Genomic DNA, 18,254 nt, shown 5'->3' with positions numbered 1-18,254 from the left:
CTATCTTATTGTTTTAAAAACAAATGACTTCGAAGGTTACATGTAACGTGCGACACTGTGACCGGTGTGGCAGCAGGAATTCAAGTGAAGAGATATGCGAGGCGCTTTCCAAATTCTTGCACTGGACTTTTGAATTAATGAAACTAGCCGATAATAATTACCCGGATGACCATCAACAGGCCCCACAGGCCAGGGATATAAGATGAAACCGTTTCGTATAGCCGCACTTTCGCTGGCTCTATTTTCCGCGTTCACACTCTTCGGTTGTGACAACAGCGACGATAAAACTCAGGCCGCTGCACCCGCTGCATCGGCCGCCGCGCCTTCAAAAACCGCTGAAAAACCTGATGGTGAAAAGCTGGCGAAACTGGCTGCGCAAAGCCAGGGGAAAGCGCTAACGCTGTTGGATGCGTCGGAAGTGCAGCTCGACGGCGCATCAACCCTGGTGCTGACCTTCTCTGTCCCGCTCAATCCTGATCAAGATTTCGCCCGTACCGTTCATGTCGTCGATAAAAAAAGCGGCAAAGTGGACGGCGCGTGGGAACTCTCCCCCACGCTTAAAGAGTTGCGCCTGCGTCACCTGGAGCCGAACCGCAATCTGGTGGTGACTATCGAGCGTGACCTTCAGGCACTGAACAAAGCCACGTTTGGGATTGATTACGAAAAGGCCCTGACTACGCGCGACATTGAACCCAGTGTGGGGTTTGCCAGCCGGGGTTCACTCCTGCCGGGAAAAGTGGTTGAAGGCTTGCCGGTCATGTCCCTGAACGTCAACAATGTGGACGTCAATTTCTATCGAATTAAGCCGGAGTCGCTGGCGGCATTTGTCAGCCAGTGGGAATACCGCAATTCCCTGACCAACTGGGAGTCCGATAATCTACTCAAAATGGCAGAGCTGGTTTATACCGGACGTTTTGACCTGAACCCGGCGCGTAACACCCGTGAAAAACTGCTGCTCCCGCTGCGTGATATCAAGCCGTTGCAGCAGTCAGGTGTCTACATCGCCGTAATGAATCAGGCCGGGCATTACAACTACAGCAATGCCGCCACGCTTTTTACTCTGAGCGACATCGGCCTGTCTGCGCATCGCTACCACAATCGTCTTGATATCTTCACCCAGGGCCTGGAAAACGGCGCTGCGCAATCGGGAATCGAAGTCACGCTGCTAAACGATAAGGGGCAAACCCTGGCGCAAGGCACCAGTGATGCGGATGGACACGCGAAGCTCGAAACCGATAAAGAGGCCGCGTTGATCCTGGCGCGCAAAGACGGGCAAACGACGCTGCTCGATCTGAAACTCCCGGCGCTCGATCTGGCTGAGTTTGATATTGCCGGTGCGCCCGGTTTCAGCAAACAATTCTTTATGTTTAGCCCACGCGATCTCTATCGTCCGGGCGAAACGGTCATTCTCAACGGTTTGCTGCGTGACAGTGACGGCAAACCGCTTCCCGATCAGCCTGTGAAGCTCGAAGTCCTTCGTCCCGATGGGCAAGTGGCGCGCACGTTTGTCAGCCAGCCAGAAAACGGGTTGTATCGCTTCAATTATCCGCTGGATAGCGGTGCCCAAACCGGCATGTGGCATATTCGCGCGAATACGGGCGACAACCAGCAGCGGATGTGGGATTTCCATGTTGAAGATTTTATGCCAGAGCGCATGGCGCTTGACCTGAAAACGCAGAAAACGCCTCTTTCGCCACAAGACGAAGTGAATTTCAACGTTGTGGGTTATTACCTTTACGGTGCGCCGGCCAATGGAAATAGCCTGCAAGGGCAGCTGTTCCTGCGCCCATTGCGTGAAGCTGTCAGCGCATTACCTGGCTTCCAGTTTGGCGACATTGCAGAAGAGAATCTCAGCCGCAGTCTGGATGAAGTGCAATTGACGCTCGATGAAATGGGGAGAGGACAGGTTTCAACCGAGAGCCAGTGGAAAGAGACCCATTCACCGCTGCAGCTTATTCTTCAGGCGAGCCTGCTGGAATCCGGTGGCCGTCCGATAACCCGTCGTGCGGAGCAGGCGATCTGGCCTGCGGAGACGCTTCCGGGTATTCGCCCGCAGTTTGCCAGCAAAGCAGTGTATGACTACCGAACCGACACCACGGTGAATCAGCCCATTGTTGATGAAAACGGTAACGCCAGTTTCGATATCGTCTATGCCGATGCCAGCGGAGCTAAAAAAGCTGTGTCGGGTTTACAGGTTCGTTTGATCCGCGAGCGCCGTGATTACTACTGGAACTGGTCGGAAAGCGAAGGCTGGATGTCCCAGTTCGACCAAAAAGAGCTGGTTGAAGGCGAGCAGGAGATGACGCTGGCAGCCGACGAGACGGGCAAAGTGACGTTCCCCGTGGAGTGGGGTTCATACAGGCTGGAAGTCAAAGCGCCAGACAACGTGGTCAGTAGCGTACGATTCTGGGCCGGTTACAGCTGGCAGGACAACAGCGACGGCACCGGTGCGGCTCGTCCGGATCGCGTGACACTGAAGCTCGACAAACCCGCCTATCAACCGGGCGATACTATTAAGTTACATATCGCCGCACCGGCCGCAGGTAAAGGCTATGCGATGATCGAGTCCAGCGAAGGTCCGCTATGGTGGAAGGAGATCGACGTGCCGGCAAATGGGCTGGATCTGTCCATACCGGTCGACAAAACCTGGAAGCGCCACGATCTGTACCTGAGCACACTGGTGGTTCGCCCGGGTGACAAATCCAAATCGGCCACACCAAAACGTGCTGTGGGATTGCTGCATCTGCCGATGGGAGATGAGAATCGCCGTCTGAATATCGCGCTGGATAATCCGCAGAAAATGCGTCCGAATCAAACGCTGTCGGTAAAAGTGAAAGCCAGCGTAAAAGAGGGGACAGTACCTCAAAAAGTGAACGTACTGGTTTCTGCTGTGGATAGCGGTGTGTTGAATATTACCGATTACGTCACGCCGGATCCGTGGCAGGCCTTCTTCGGTCAGAAACGCTACGGAGCAGATATTTACGATATCTATGGACAGGTGATTGAAGGGCAGGGCCGACTGGCAGCGCTGCGCTTTGGTGGCGATGGTGATGAACTGAAACGCGGCGGTAAACCACCGGTGAATCATGTCACTATTATCGCTCAACAGGCGCAACCCGTCGTGCTGGATGCCAACGGAGAAGGAACGGTTTCTTTACCGATTGGTGATTTCAACGGCGAGCTACGGCTAATGGCGCAGGCCTGGACCGAGGATGACTTCGGCAGCAATGAAAGCAAAGTGATCGTCGCCGCGCCCGTCATTACTGAGCTGAACATGCCACGTTTCCTGGCCAGCGGCGATACCACACGATTAACGCTCGATCTCACTAACCTTACCGACCAGCCGCAAACGCTGAACGTCGCGCTGAACGTTTCAGGGCTGATGGCTCTTGAAGGCGGTCAACCGCAGCCGGTTAAATTAGCACCAGGTGCGCGAACCACACTCTTTATTCCGGTGCGCGCCCTGGAAGGCTACGGTGACGGCGAAATCGCTGCACAAGTCTCAGGCTTGACGCTTCCGGGCGAGACGTTCGCTGCTCAGCAGAAGAGCTGGAAAATCGGCGTGCGTCCGGCATTCCCGGCACAAACGGTCAATACGGGGGCGATGCTCAATCCGGGCGAAAGCTGGACGGCACCTGCCCAACATTTTAGCGGGTTCTCTCCGGCAACCCTGCAAGGGCAATTGCTGCTCAGCGGTAAGCCGCCGCTAAATCTGGCGCGTTACATCCGCGAGTTACAGGCTTACCCTTATGGCTGTCTGGAGCAAACCGCCAGCGGGTTGTTCCCGTCGCTTTATACCAATGCAGCGCAACTCGCCGCGCTTGGCATCAAAGGAGACACGGACGATAAACGGCGTGCGGCCATTGATATTGGCATCTCGCGCTTGCTGCAAATGCAGCGCGACGAGGGTGGTTTTGCTTTATGGGATAAGAACGGCCCGGAAGAGTATTGGCTCACCGCATACGTCACTGACTTCCTGGTACGTGCCGGTGAGCAGGGCTACAGCGTGCCGGTTGATGCCATCAATAATGCCAACAGCCGTCTGCTGCGCTATCTGCAAGATCCCGGCATGATGTCGATTCGCTACAGCGATAATGCGCAGGCGAGTAAATTTGCCGTGCAGGCTTATGCTGCGCTGGTGCTGGCGCGTCAGCAAAAAGCGCCGCTGGGGGCGCTGCGTGAAATCTGGCAGCGCCATGATCAGGCCGCTTCAGGGCTTCCGTTGATGCAGTTAGGTATGGCGCTGAAGCTGATGGGTGACGCACCGCGAAGCCAGCAGGCACTGGATTTAGCGCTTAAAACTCCGCGGAGTGATTCCAGAAACTGGATGGCAGATTATGGTAGCCAGCTGCGTGATAATGCGCTGATGCTTTCGCTGCTGGAAGAGTACAAGCTGTTGCCGGATGCGCAAAATAGCTTGCTGAATGTTCTATCAGAACAGGCATTCAGCCAGCGCTGGCTGTCGACTCAGGAAAGCAATGCCCTGTTCCTGGCCGGACGTTCGTTACAGACGCTTTCAGGAAAATGGCAGGCAACGACCAGCCTGGCGGAAAGTGCGCTCAGTGGCGATCGCGCGCAGGTGCAAAATGTCGCGGGCGATCGGCTTGCCACATTGCAGGTCACAAACAGCGGGACGGGGCCGTTATGGGTACGTCTTGATACCTCGGGGTATCCGGAATATGCACCGCAGCCGAGTTCAAACGTTCTGCAAATTGAACGCCATATTCTGGCCACCGATGGCAGCACTAAATCGCTCTCTTCTCTAAAAAGCGGCGAACTGGTACTGGTCTGGCTAGAAGTCAAAGCCAACCAGAATGTCCCTGATGCACTGGTTGTCGACTTATTGCCTGCCGGGCTTGAGCTTGAAAACCAAAACCTGGCCAGCAGTAGCGCCAGCCTGCAAGACAGCGGCAGTGAAGTCCAGAATCTGCTTAGCCAGATGCAGCAGGCCGATATCCAGCATATGGAGTTCCGCGACGATCGCTTCGTTGCGGCGGTCCCGGTAAACGAAGGACAACCTGTTACGCTGGTCTATCTGGCCCGCGCTGTCACGCCGGGAACATACCAGGTTCCGGTTCCTCTGGTGGAGTCCATGTATGTTCCGCAGTGGCGGGCAACAGGTGCGGCAAGTGGCCCGCTGATTGTCGTTCCGTAACGTGCGGTCAATGCATCTGAGACGCTCCCGCTGGCTATGGCTGGCGGGCGCTCTTCTTATTTTATGGGGGCTAGTTTTCGCTGCCGATCGCCTGTGGCCGTTGCCTTTAAAAGAGGTCAGTCCCGCGCGCGTGGTCACAGATGAAAAAGGAATTCCACTTTGGCGATTTGCGGATAGCGAAGGGATCTGGCGCTATCCCGTCACCATTGAAGACGTTTCTCCGCGCTATCTTGAAGCCCTGATCCAGTATGAGGATCGCTGGTTCTGGGATCATCCTGGTGTAAACCCCTTTTCAGTCATGCGCGCGGCCTGGCAGGATTTGCGTTCGGGTAAAGTCGTGTCGGGTGGCAGCACGCTCACTATGCAGGTAGCGCGGCTTCTTGACCCTCATCCGCGCACCTTTGGCGGCAAAATCCGCCAGCTATGGCGTGCCATGCAGCTGGAATGGCATCTTTCCAAGCGCGATATCCTCACGCTTTATCTTAATCGCGCCCCATTTGGCGGGACGCTACAAGGCGTTGGTGCCGCAAGTTGGGCTTATCTTGGTAAATCCCCCGCCCAGTTGAGTTATTCAGAAGCCGCGCTTCTGGCGGTGCTCCCTCAGGCACCGAGCCGCCTGCGCCCAGACCGCTGGCCGGATCGTGCTGAAGCAGCCAGGAATAAAGTCCTGGAGCGCATGGTGACGCAAGGCGTCTGGACTGCGCAGCAGGTTAAAGAGTCGCGAGAAGAACCAGTCTGGCTTGCTCCACGACAGATGCCGCAATTAGCGCCGCTGTTCTCGCGCATGATGCTCAACAAAAGCCGCGAAAATAAAATTGTAACCACTCTGGATGCCTCCCTTCAGCGACAACTGGAAGAGCTGGCGATCAACTGGAAATCCCGGCTCCCGTCGCGCAGCTCATTGGCGATGATCGTAGTGAATCATACCAATATGAAGGTGCGCGGCTGGGTGGGGTCGGTAGACATCACCGATGACAGCCGTTTTAGCCATGTTGATATGGTCAATGCGATCCGATCGCCGGGATCGGTGCTGAAGCCCTTTATCTACGGAATGGCGCTGGACGATGGCCTGATTCATCCCGCTTCTCTGCTGCAGGATGTTCCGCGCCGAACGGGAGATTATCGGCCGGGTAATTTCGACAGCGGATTTCACGGTCCTGTCAGCATGAGTGAAGCACTGGTCCGTTCGCTGAATCTACCCGCCGTGCAAGTTCTGGAAGCTTACGGGCCAAAACGTTTTGCAGGATTACTCAGTAACGCAGGCTTACCACTACTCCTCCCCGCAGGCGCACAGCCAAATTTATCACTCATTCTTGGCGGAGCAGGGGCGCGGCTTGCCGATATTACGGCAGCCTACAGTGCGTTTGCCCGGCATGGTAAAGCCGGTCGATTGCGCGTCCAGCCAGGCGATCCGCTAGTCGAACGACCGTTACTTTCGCCGGGCGCTGCCTGGATTATTCGGCGTATTTTAGCCAATGAGTCGCAGCCGCTGCCCGATGCCGCGCTGCCGCAGGTTGCCCCGCTGGCGTGGAAAACCGGCACCAGCTATGGCTATCGCGATGCCTGGGCGGTGGGTTTGAACGCGCGTTATATAATCGGTATCTGGACGGGACGCCCCGACGGGACCCCTGTCGCCGGGCAGTTTGGGTTTGCCAGCGCCGTTCCGCTGCTGAATCAGGTCAACAACTTGCTTCAGTCTAACTCGGCGATTGACGAGTCACACTTGCCGCGTGACTTGCGCCCAGACTCCGTGGGGCGCGGCGTGATTTGCTGGCCGGGTGGCCAATCGCTGCCCGTTGGGAGTGAAAACTGTCGTCGCCGGTTGTCGACATGGCTGCTTGACGGCAGCCAGCCGCCAACGCTGTTGCTGCCGGAGCAGGAGGGTATTCGGGGAATTCGTTTTCCAATTTGGGTAGATAACGAGGGCAAGCGCGTCGCCGCCGATTGCCCTGGTGCGCAAGAAAAAGTCCTGGACGTCTGGCCGCTACCGCTTGAGCCATGGCTGCCTACTTCAGAGCGAAGACAGGCGCGTATCCCATTAGCATCTTCGGTTTGTCCCCCTTTGGCGCAGGATTCACCCGCGCCCTTCCAGTTATCCGGGGTGCGTGAGGGGGCTGTTATCAAACGTTTGCCTGGCGAATCGCGCGTATCGTTACCGCTCGCCACATTTGGTGGGGAAGGGAGGCGCTGGTGGTTCCTGAATGGCGAGCCTTTGGATGTTCAGGGGAGCGCTTACACTTTGCAGCTTGATAAAGCAGGCGATTATCAGGTACTGATCATGGATGAAACGGGGCAGGTTGCCACAGTGAACTTCGTCCTGCAGTGAATAAAAGCAAATCGTCGATGTGGTCTGTTGCTAAAGCTCGTCTTATTTTAAAAAAATGTTACTTAGATCCATAGGCAATAGGGCTAATGCTCTCTATAATCCGCGCCAGGTCATACAGACGTATGCAAAACAACAGAACAAATTACAGGGGTTATCATGACTATTGAACGTACTTTTTCCATCATTAAGCCAAACGCGGTGGCAAAAAACGTTATTGGCAGCATCTTTGCTCGCTTTGAATCTGCAGGGTTCAAAATCGTAGGCACCAAAATGCTGCATCTGACCGTTGAACAGGCTCGCGGTTTCTATGCAGAGCATGACGGTAAACCTTTCTTCGACGGTCTGGTTGAGTTCATGACTTCCGGCCCAATCGTTGTTTCCGTACTGGAAAGCGAAAATGCAGTACAGCGTCACCGCGATCTGCTGGGTGCGACCAACCCGGCTAACGCCCTGGCGGGTACTCTGCGCGCTGATTATGCTGATAGCTTCACTGAGAACGGAACTCACGGTTCTGATTCAGTTGAATCTGCCGCGCGCGAAATCGCTTATTTCTTCGCTGAAGGCGAAGTGTGTCCACGCACACGTTAATTTTTTCGTAAATGCTGCGTGCAAACGTGGCATCCCTGCGCCAGAATTTGTACAATGCTACGCCCCGGAAGAGCAGACTGCTCACCGGGGCGTTTCTTTTTAACCCTCCACGGGCCATAACGTGTAACAACGAGGCCGGAAAATATTATGTCTGAATTAGTGAATACCTCAGAAGTCGCCACTGTCGCGGTTCCCAATAAAAATGGAAAAATCAACCTGCTGGATCTGAACCGCCAGCAGATGCGCGAGTTCTTTCTGGAAATGGGCGAAAAGCCTTTTCGTGCCGATCAGGTCATGAAGTGGATGTACCATTATTGCAGCGACAACTTTGATGACATGACGGACATCAACAAAGTGCTGCGTAACAAGCTGAAAGATGTCGCTGAAATCCGCGCACCTGAAGTGGTCGAAGAGCAACGCTCTGCCGACGGCACTATCAAATGGGCGATTGCAGTTGGCGATCAGCGTGTTGAAACGGTTTATATCCCGGAAGAAGATCGCGCGACGCTGTGCGTTTCCTCTCAGGTGGGTTGTGCACTTGAGTGCAAATTCTGTTCAACGGCCCAGCAGGGCTTTAACCGTAACCTGCGCGTTTCAGAAATTATCGGGCAGGTGTGGCGCGCAGCGAAAATCGTTGGCGCGGCTAAAGTTACGGGCACGCGTCCTATCACCAATGTGGTGATGATGGGCATGGGTGAACCGCTGCTGAACCTGACTAACGTCGTTCCGGCGATGGAAATCATGCTGGACGATTTCGGTTTTGGTCTGTCCAAACGCCGTGTGACGCTCTCCACGTCTGGTGTCGTTCCTGCGCTGGATAAGCTGGGCGACATGATTGACGTTGCACTGGCGATCTCTTTGCATGCACCCAACGATGAAATCCGTGATGAAATTGTACCGATCAACAAAAAGTACAATATCGAAACCTTCCTCGCTGCCGTGCGCCGCTACCTTGCCAAGTCCAATGCGAATCAGGGCCGCGTCACTATCGAGTATGTGATGTTGGATCATGTGAATGATGAAACCGATCATGCACATCAGCTGGCAGAGCTGCTGAAAGACACACCGTGTAAAATCAACCTGATCCCATGGAACCCGTTCCCGGGCGCGCCATATGGACGTAGCTCGAACAGTCGTATTGACCGTTTCTCTAAAGTGCTGATGGATTATGGATTTACCACTATCGTGCGTAAAACCCGTGGCGATGACATTGATGCAGCCTGCGGACAGCTGGCGGGCGATGTGATTGACCGCACCAAACGCACGCTGCGTAAGCGTATGCAGGGCGAGACAATCGACGTTAAAGCTGTTTGATTATCATGCAGTCACGGCGCATGCTTTGCGCCGTGAAGCATCAGCTTACTGAATAATCAGTCAGATTCGTTGTAATCACTTAATAATTACGGTGCGTTTCTGACGACTTTAAGGCAGTATGTAACGTCGTAACAACAGTTTAGCTTCGCGAGTTGAGCTGCACTGTAAACTAAGGCCTGGCAGTCCTATACTGTCTGTCTAAGGTTAATTGACCAGAAGTTTCGCGGTGCGGGTGGCATTGTGACTGACCGGCACCTGAATCCTAATTTACACGTACCAGTAGTTGTAGCGAATGAATACTGAAGCCACTCACGATAAAACTGAAGCACTCTCCACTGGCGTTCGTCTTCGCAACGCCCGTGAACAACTCGGACTCAGCCAGCAAGCTGTTGCAGAACGCTTGTGCCTGAAAGTTTCCACGGTTCGCGATATTGAAGAAGATAAGGCACCTGCCGATCTTGCTTCAACGTTTCTGCGTGGTTACATCCGTTCTTATGCAAAACTGGTGCATATCCCCGAAGAAGAACTGTTGCCGATGATGGAAAAACATGCACCGGTTCGCGCGGCGAAAGTCGCTCCGATGCAGACCTTCTCTCTGGGCAAACGTCGTAAAAAACGTGACGGCTGGTTAATGAGTTTTACCTGGCTGGTTCTGTTTGTGGTTATTGGCCTGACTGGCGCCTGGTGGTGGCAAAACCATAAAGCGCAGCAGGAAGAGATCACCACCATGGCCGATCAATCTTCGGCGGCATTGAATAATTCCGGCAACAACGGCGCGCAAAGCGTGCCGTTAAACACTGACAGCGCTTCGACGTCAAGCGAACCTCAAACCGCTGAGACGGATTCTCAGACTGTCGAGCCTGTCCAGACTCCAGCGCCTGCTATGACGCCAGATCAGACTGCTGCGCAAAACGCAGTGGTATCGCCTTCTCAGGCGAACGTTGATTCTGCACCGGCGGTAACCCCCACAACGACTGGCAATGCTAACCTTACTCAGCCACTGCCTACCGATCAGGCTGGCGTTGCAGCAACGACTGCTGATGCCAACGCGCTGGTCATGAACTTCTCTGCCGACTGCTGGCTTGAAGTGACAGACGCGACAGGTAAAAAGCTGTTCAGCGGTTTGCAGCGTAAAGATGGCACGTTAAATCTAACGGGTCAGGCGCCGTATAAGCTTAAAATTGGCGCTCCATCTGCGGTACAGATCCAGTATCAAGGTAAACCTGTCGATCTAAGCCGTTTTATCAGAACAAACCAGGTTGCGCGTCTTACCGTTAGTGCCGAACAATCTGTAGCACAGTAATAGGCGAGTAACGCGGGAGACTTTTCATGCATAACCAGGCTCCGATTCAACGTAGGAAATCCAAACGGATCTACGTTGGGAATGTGCCGATTGGCGATGGTGCACCTATCGCCGTCCAGTCGATGACCAACACCCGCACCACGGATGTTGCTGCGACAGTTAATCAAATCAAAGCATTAGAGCGCGTAGGTGCGGATATTGTTCGCGTTTCCGTGCCGACAATGGATGCGGCTGAAGCATTCAAACTCATCAAGCAGCAGGTCAATGTTCCGCTGGTTGCGGACATCCACTTCGACTATCGCATCGCGCTAAAAGTGGCCGAATACGGCGTTGATTGCCTGCGTATTAATCCGGGTAACATCGGCAGCGAAGAGCGTATCCGCGCAGTAGTTGATTGTGCTCGTGATAAAAATATACCTATCCGCATCGGCGTTAACGCCGGGTCGCTGGAAAAAGATCTGCAGGAAAAATACGGCGAACCGACCCCGCAGGCGCTGCTGGAATCAGCCATGCGTCATGTCGATCATCTCGATCGTCTCAACTTTGATCAGTTCAAAGTGAGCGTTAAAGCGTCAGATGTGTTTCTGGCGGTCGAATCCTATCGTTTGCTGGCAAAACAGATCGAACAGCCGCTGCACCTTGGGATCACTGAAGCTGGTGGTTTGCGTAGCGGTTCCGTTAAGTCGGCCATTGGTCTGGGGCTGTTGCTTTCCGAAGGTATCGGCGACACGTTACGCGTTTCGTTAGCGGCCGATCCGGTCGAAGAGATCAAAGTTGGTTTCGATATTTTGAAATCACTGCGCATTCGTGCCCGCGGCATCAATTTTATCGCGTGTCCAACCTGTTCGCGTCAGGAGTTTGACGTTATCGGTACGGTAAACGCGCTGGAACAACGCCTCGAAGATCTCATTACGCCAATGGATGTCTCGATCATCGGGTGTGTCGTTAACGGTCCTGGTGAAGCGCTGGTGTCTACCCTCGGGGTGACGGGTGGGAATAAGAAAAGTGGCCTTTATGAAGATGGCATTCGTAAGGATCGTCTTGATAATAACGACATGATCGATCAGCTTGAAGCCCGCATCCGAGCGAAAGCAACAATACTGGATGAAGCGCAGCGCATCAGCATTCAGCAGATTGAGAAATAACGTGATGGGAAGCGGTGCTTCCCATGTATGATTGAACCCATTCTTAGGGTTCTTTTTTGTATATAGAAAGAGAATAAACGTGGCAAAAAACATTCAAGCCATTCGCGGCATGAACGATTATCTGCCTGGCGAAACCGCCATCTGGCAGCGCATTGAAGGCACACTGAAACAGGTGCTCGGCAGCTACGGTTATAGTGAAATCCGTTTGCCGATTGTAGAGCAGACCCCGTTATTTAAACGCGCGATCGGCGAAGTGACCGACGTCGTTGAAAAAGAGATGTATACCTTTGAGGACCGCAATGGCGATAGCCTGACGCTGCGTCCTGAGGGAACGGCGGGCTGCGTACGTGCCGGCATCGAACATGGTCTTCTGTACAATCAGGAACAGCGCCTGTGGTATATCGGCCCGATGTTCCGTCACGAACGTCCGCAAAAAGGCCGTTATCGCCAGTTTAACCAGTTGGGTGTCGAAGTGTTCGGTCTGCAAGGCCCGGATATTGACGCTGAACTGATCATGCTGACTGCGCGCTGGTGGCGTGAGCTGGGTATTTCTCAGCACGTTGCGCTGGAGTTGAACTCCATCGGGTCCCTGGAAGCACGCGCGAACTACCGTGATGCGCTGGTTGCGTTCCTGGAACAGCATAAAGACAAGCTGGATGAAGATTGCCAGCGTCGTATGTATAGCAATCCGCTGCGCGTTCTGGATTCCAAAAATCAGGATGTTCAGGCACTGTTGAACGATGCGCCTGCGCTGGGTGATTATCTTGATGAAGAGTCTCGCGAGCATTTCGCGGGTCTGTGTAAATTGCTTGAAGCTGCTGGCATTGCGTACACCGTGAATCAGCGTCTGGTACGTGGTCTGGATTACTACAACCGCACCGTGTTTGAGTGGGTGACCACCAGCCTCGGCTCTCAGGGTACGGTCTGTGCTGGCGGGCGTTATGACGGTCTGGTCGAGCAACTGGGGGGCCGCGCAGCGCCAGCGGTTGGTTTCGCGATGGGGCTTGAGCGACTTGTTTTGCTGGTTCAGGCAGTTAATCCGGAATTTAAAGCAGAATCCGTTGTCGATATATACCTGGTCGCTTCAGGTGCGGATACGCAGTCTGCGGCCATGCAGTTTGCCGAACGTGTGCGCGATGCGCTACCGGGCGTTAAACTGATGACCAACCACGGCGGTGGCAACTTCAAAAAACAGTTTGCCCGTGCTGATAAATGGGGCGCAAGTGTTGCACTGGTACTGGGTGAGTCCGAAGTGGCCGCTGGTGAAGTCGTGGTGAAAGACCTGCGCTCTGGTGAGCAAACAACGGTAACGCAGGATGGCGTTGCGGCGCACTTGCGCACTTTACTGGGCTAAGGGGAAGAACGGCGTGGAAATGTACGAGAACGAAAACGACCAGGTTGATGCGGTTAAACGCTTTTTTGCTGAAAACGGCAAAGCCCTGGCTGTTGGTGTAATTTTAGGTGTGGGCGCGCTGATGGGCTGGCGTTACTGGAACAGCCATCAGGCTGATTCCGCGCGTGGAGCTTCCCTGTCTTACGAAAATACCGTGAGCGCAATTCGCGCCGATCAGCCTCAAACGCTGACGGCTGCCGAAAAATTTGCTGCTGACAATAAAAACATCTACGGCGCACTTGCGTCGCTTGAAGTTGCTCAACAATTCGTTGATAAGAACGAACTGGATAAAGCGGCTGCGCAGCTCCAGCAGGGTCTCTCTGCAACGAGCGATGATAATCTGAAAGCGGTGATCAATCTGCGTCTTGCCCGTATTCAGGTTCAGCAGAAAAAGGCTGATGATGCGTTGAAAACGCTCGACACCATCAAAGGCGAAGGTTTTGCTGCCATTGTCGCTGACCTGCGCGGTGAAGCTCTGCTGAGCAAAGGCGACAAACAAGGCGCGCGCAGCGCGTGGGAATCAGGCGTGAAAAGTAACGCCTCACCTGCGCTGAGCGAAATGATGCAGATGAAAATAAATAATTTGTCCGTCTGAGAGGGACCCGATGCAATTGCGTAAATTACTTCTGCCAGGACTGCTTTCCGTTACGTTATTGAGCGGCTGTTCACTGTTCAGTGGCGAAGAAGATGTTGTAAAAATGTCTCCGTTGCCAACCGTTGAAAATCAATTTACCCCCTCCACCGCGTGGAGTTCTTCCGTGGGTAGCGGTATTGGTGATTTCTATTCCAACCTGCATCCAGCTTTTGCTGACAACGTTGTTTATGCGGCTGACCGCAAAGGCACCGTTCGCGCATTTAATGCGGATGACGGTAAAGAAGTCTGGTCTGTGAACCTGGCGGAAAAAGACGGCTGGTTCTCTCGTGCACCTGCGCTGCTTTCTGGTGGGTTGACCGTTTCCGGTGGACACGTTTATGTCGGTAGCGAGAAAGCCCAGGTTTATGCGCTGAACACCAATGATGGCTCTGTCGCGTGGCAATCTCGCGTTGCAGGTGAAGCGCTGTCACGTCCTGTCGTCAGTGACGGTGTGGTGCTGATTCACACCAGTAATGGTCAGTTGCAAGCGCTGAACGAGGCTGATGGTGCTGTGAAATGGACCGTTAACCTGGACATGCCAGCACTTTCTCTGCGTGGTGAATCTGCTCCGGCTACGGCTTTTGGTGCAGCTATCGTGGGTGGTGATAATGGCCGCGTGAGCGCCGTATTAATGCAGCAAGGCCAGATGATTTGGCAGCAGCGTATTTCTCAGGCTACAGGGCCGACTGAAATCGACCGCCTGAGCGATGTTGATACCACCCCAGTCATTGTCGACAATGTGGTTTATGCGCTGGCTTATAACGGCAACCTCACGGCGTTGGATCTGCGCAGCGGCCAGGTCATGTGGAAACGTGAACTGGGGTCTGTGAATGATTTCGTCGTTGAAGGTAATCGCATTTATCTGGTCGATCAGAACGATCGCCTGCTGGCACTGAACACCGACGGCGGCGTCACGCTGTGGACGCAAAGCGATCTGCTGCACCGTCTGCTGACCGCACCGGCGCTGTATAATGGTAGCCTGGTTGTAGGTGATAGCGAAGGCTACATGCACTGGGTTGATCCAGAAAACGGACGCTTTGTAGCACAGGAGAAAGTCGATAGTTCAGGTTTCCTGACCGACCCTGTTGTTGCTGGTGGCAAGCTGCTGATCCAGGCAAAAGACGGAACGCTGTACGCAATCACGCGTTAATCGTAGCGTTTGTAGTATAATAAACGGCTCCTGTTAACTCAGGAGCCGTTTTACTGTTTTTATAGACGTCGTGAATACGGCGTTATTTTGAATTTTATGAGGCTTCAAACATGGTACCTGTGGTCGCGCTTGTCGGGCGCCCGAACGTTGGAAAATCCACTCTTTTTAACCGTTTAACACGCACCCGTGATGCGCTGGTTGCGGATTTCCCGGGGCTGACTCGTGACCGTAAGTACGGTCGTGCTGAAGTGGAAGGACGAGAGTTTATCTGTATCGATACCGGTGGTATTGATGGTACAGAAGACGGCGTGGAAACGCGTATGGCGGAACAATCTCTGCTGGCAATCGAAGAAGCGGACATTGTGCTGTTCATGGTTGATGCCCGTGCGGGTTTAATGCCAGCCGATACGGCTATTGCCAAACACCTGCGTTCTCGCGAAAAGCCAACCTTCCTGGTAGCGAACAAAACTGACGGTATTGATGCCGATCAGGCCGTCGCGGATTTCTGGGCTTTGGGCCTGGGAGAAATCTATCCGATCGCGGCTTCTCATGGTCGTGGCGTCACTAGCCTGCTGGAAACGGTGCTGATGCCATGGGTTGACGAAATCAACCCGCCTGAAGAAATCGACGAAGACGCCGCCTATTGGGCGCAATTCGAAGAGGCCGTGGAAGGCAAAGAAGAGCCTGTGGATGACTTTAACCCGCAGGATCTGCCGATCAAGCTAGCGATTGTTGGCCGTCCAAACGTAGGTAAGTCAACGCTAACTAACCGTATTCTCGGTGAAGATCGCGTCGTGGTTTATGACATGCCTGGCACCACGCGTGACAGCATTTATATCCCGATGCAGCGTGACGAGCGTGAATACGTGCTGATTGATACTGCGGGCGTGCGTAAGCGTGGGAAAATCACCGATGTGGTGGAAAAATTCTCCGTTATCAAAACGCTGCAGGCGATTGAAGACGCAAACGTGGTCATGTTGGTGATCGACGCGCGTGAAGGTATCTCCGATCAGGATCTCTCTCTGTTGGGCTTTATCCTCAATAGTGGGCGCTCACTGGTTATCGTCGTCAACAAATGGGACGGCCTGAGTAATGATGTGAGAGAGCAAGTGAAAGAGATGCTGGACTTCCGTCTGGGCTTTATCGACTTTGCTCGCATTCACTTTATCTCTGCGCTGCATGGTAGTGGTGTGGGCAACCTGTTTGAATCTGTTCGTGAAGCCTACGACAGCTCAACGCGTCGTCAGAGCACCGCAATGCTGACTCGTATTATGACCATGGCCTCTGAAGACCATCAGCCGCCGTTAGTTCGTGGTCGTCGTGTGAAGCTGAAGTATGCTCATGCCGGTGGTTATAATCCGCCAATCGTGGTCATTCACGGCAACCAGGTGAAAGATTTGCCTGATTCCTACAAACGCTACCTGATGAACTACTTCCGAAAATCGCTGGACGTGATGGGTACGCCTATCCGAATTCAGTTCAAGGAAGGGGAAAACCCGTTTGCAGATAAGCGCAACACATTGACGCCAAACCAAATGCGTAAGCGTAAGCGTTTAATTAAGCACATCAAGAAAAGTAAATGATGATTCATTAAAAATCATCCGCTTTCAAAAATCCCAGAAGCCCGCAATGCGTCGGGCTTTTTTTATTACTGGACGCTATCCGGTTAAAGCAGATATGAAGCATGCAAAACACTTCGCTTAAGGCGGAACCCTGGTCCAAGGAAGTAGCAATGTGCTGCTTCGTGAGGGCGCTATTGAAATGCAGAGTTTTAACCATGGCGTACACATCCCCTACGATAATACCTTCGGCAAACTCACAGGAACACGCGTGCATGACCAGTTAAGTTTCACGAAAGAGCTGGACAAGGCTACGCCTTACCTGAACCGTGCAGTTTGTCAGGGCGAGACGCTCCAGCAGGCGATCATTAAGTGGTATCGGATTAATGACGCAGGCGTAGAGGAGGAATTCATGCACATCATTTTGAAAAACGTAAAGGTGGTGGCCGTTACCCCGGTGATGCACAACTTTAAGAACACTGGCGGCCAGATGAATAATCCTACTGAATCAATTTCGCTGGCGTATGAAAGCATTACCTGGCTCTATCTCGAAGGGAATATTTCATATACAGACTCATGGAATCAGCGAGTGGTGGCTTAATGATTAGTTGCAGAGTCGATTTTAATCATCTTTATGACGAAGGCCGGGTGGCCCGTTTGGATGTGGGCGGCGTTGGTTCGTTTCCTGTTTTTTCCGGATTGGGCGATCTGGCAAACAAACCAGAAAGTTCATACATGACGAACGCGACCGTTCCTCCGGGCAGTTACTGGATAGTTGACCGCCCGGAAGGTGGTTTTTACTCCCATACTCAAACCTGGTTTAAGCACGCATATACAGGTAATAACTATTACGGTTGGTTTGCGCTGTTCAGAAAGGATGGAATCATTGATGATTACATGAACTTTGACGTTGATGCACGCCATCACTACCAGTGCGGTCATTTCCGTTTACATCCACCACGGCCAGATGGATCAGGGATCAGTGAGGGCTGTATAACCTTTTTCTTGTCCTGTGACTTTTACGTGGTGCGCTCTGAGCTATTAAAATCCCACCGACATCGCGTTCTGCAGGGGGATAAGCTCTGGGCTTATGGTGAAGTAACGGTAATTGGTGATAAGTCTGGGAGTTGTGATGTCAAGTCCAGCTAAATGGTCGTTTCGACTGCTGGTGTTTCTGGCTATCACGATTGTGCTGATGCTATCAGGGGTATTCAACCCGCTGGCCGAAAGCCTGAAATTTACCGTCACGAACTTGATGAATTACTTTCCGACTGAGAAACTGGGACCTTACCCTGATCGCGTAGACGATAACTATTTCACTATGTACATCGTGTTTAATGCTTTGACGGCAGCTGTGGCTGTATTCCTTGGGGAAAAGGTAGTTTGGCTGGAGCGTAATACCTAAATCACTCAGGCGGCAATCATGCCGCCTTTGTCTAAATATCTGCATGTAGAAAGCTGACGGGAAGGGGAGGAATCTCTGGAAGCCATAGGGTGAACTGATATGCAAAAAGTACGCGGCGCACTGTGTTTACTATGAGTATTTTGAAGTCAAACGCAAAAAAATTTATCCTCATGGATTTAATGAATTTTATACAAAAACCAGCGCTTCAGTTTTTAAGATACACAAGGAAGTACACAAAGATTTTATTAGATTTAAAATGTATAAAAATCAATAGAATATGTC

At 53.0% G+C, this 18,254-nt stretch carries 13 protein-coding genes; all 13 read left to right on the top strand.

Going from position 1 to position 18,254, the window contains the following annotated elements:
• The first annotated feature begins 202 nt into the window (after positions 1-202).
• The gene (locus AC07RN_RS10000) at positions 203-5,155 is read left to right on the top strand and encodes an alpha-2-macroglobulin family protein (RefSeq protein ID WP_478336246.1); all 4,953 of its coding nucleotides are present in this window, start codon (positions 203-205) and stop codon (positions 5,153-5,155) included.
• A gap of 10 nt (positions 5,156-5,165) precedes the next feature.
• Complete coding sequence (gene pbpC / locus AC07RN_RS09995; RefSeq protein ID WP_478336245.1) at positions 5,166-7,481, top strand: peptidoglycan glycosyltransferase PbpC; 2,316 nt, start codon at positions 5,166-5,168, stop codon at positions 7,479-7,481.
• Positions 7,482-7,637: 156 nt separating this feature from the next.
• Positions 7,638-8,069, top strand: coding sequence for a nucleoside-diphosphate kinase (gene ndk / locus AC07RN_RS09990; protein WP_015960008.1), 432 nt, complete (start codon positions 7,638-7,640; stop codon positions 8,067-8,069).
• Positions 8,070-8,216: 147 nt separating this feature from the next.
• Positions 8,217-9,383 carry a dual-specificity RNA methyltransferase RlmN gene (rlmN, locus tag AC07RN_RS09985; protein ID WP_133629608.1) on the top strand — a complete coding sequence of 389 codons (1,167 nt, stop codon included), beginning with the start codon at positions 8,217-8,219 and terminating at the stop codon, positions 9,381-9,383.
• A gap of 292 nt (positions 9,384-9,675) precedes the next feature.
• A complete protein-coding gene (rodZ, locus tag AC07RN_RS09980; RefSeq protein ID WP_478336244.1) occupies positions 9,676-10,686 on the top strand; it encodes a cytoskeleton protein RodZ in 1,011 nt (336 codons plus the stop codon).
• Positions 10,687-10,712: 26 nt separating this feature from the next.
• Positions 10,713-11,831 (top strand): flavodoxin-dependent (E)-4-hydroxy-3-methylbut-2-enyl-diphosphate synthase, encoded by a 1,119-nt coding sequence (ispG, locus tag AC07RN_RS09975; protein WP_015960005.1) that lies wholly within the window; start codon positions 10,713-10,715, stop codon positions 11,829-11,831.
• Between the two features lie 79 nt (positions 11,832-11,910).
• Positions 11,911-13,185 carry a histidine--tRNA ligase gene (hisS, locus tag AC07RN_RS09970; protein ID WP_235133837.1) on the top strand — a complete coding sequence of 425 codons (1,275 nt, stop codon included), beginning with the start codon at positions 11,911-11,913 and terminating at the stop codon, positions 13,183-13,185.
• Between the two features lie 13 nt (positions 13,186-13,198).
• A complete protein-coding gene (locus AC07RN_RS09965; protein WP_235133836.1) occupies positions 13,199-13,819 on the top strand; it encodes a YfgM family protein in 621 nt (206 codons plus the stop codon).
• Positions 13,820-13,829: 10 nt separating this feature from the next.
• Positions 13,830-15,008 carry an outer membrane protein assembly factor BamB gene (gene bamB / locus AC07RN_RS09960; RefSeq protein ID WP_478336243.1) on the top strand — a complete coding sequence of 393 codons (1,179 nt, stop codon included), beginning with the start codon at positions 13,830-13,832 and terminating at the stop codon, positions 15,006-15,008.
• Between the two features lie 110 nt (positions 15,009-15,118).
• On the top strand, positions 15,119-16,591 hold the full coding sequence (gene der / locus AC07RN_RS09955) for a ribosome biogenesis GTPase Der (protein WP_015960001.1): 1,473 nt from the start codon (positions 15,119-15,121) through the stop codon (positions 16,589-16,591).
• Between the two features lie 130 nt (positions 16,592-16,721).
• Complete coding sequence (locus AC07RN_RS09950) at positions 16,722-17,168, top strand: Hcp family type VI secretion system effector (RefSeq protein ID WP_478336297.1); 447 nt, start codon at positions 16,722-16,724, stop codon at positions 17,166-17,168.
• Positions 17,168-17,716, top strand: coding sequence for a DUF2778 domain-containing protein (locus AC07RN_RS09945; protein WP_478336242.1), 549 nt, complete (start codon positions 17,168-17,170; stop codon positions 17,714-17,716). The genes AC07RN_RS09950 and AC07RN_RS09945 overlap by 1 nt, the downstream gene beginning before the upstream one ends.
• On the top strand, positions 17,700-17,972 hold the full coding sequence (locus AC07RN_RS09940) for a hypothetical protein (RefSeq protein WP_478336241.1): 273 nt from the start codon (positions 17,700-17,702) through the stop codon (positions 17,970-17,972). The genes AC07RN_RS09945 and AC07RN_RS09940 overlap by 17 nt, the downstream gene beginning before the upstream one ends.
• Positions 17,973-18,254: the final 282 nt, after the last annotated feature.

The sequence above is a fragment of the Lelliottia sp. GFLA7 genome, from assembly GCF_056490165.1.
Note: the sequence above shows the minus strand (reverse complement) of the source record. Positions and strands in the feature narration are given on the sequence as shown.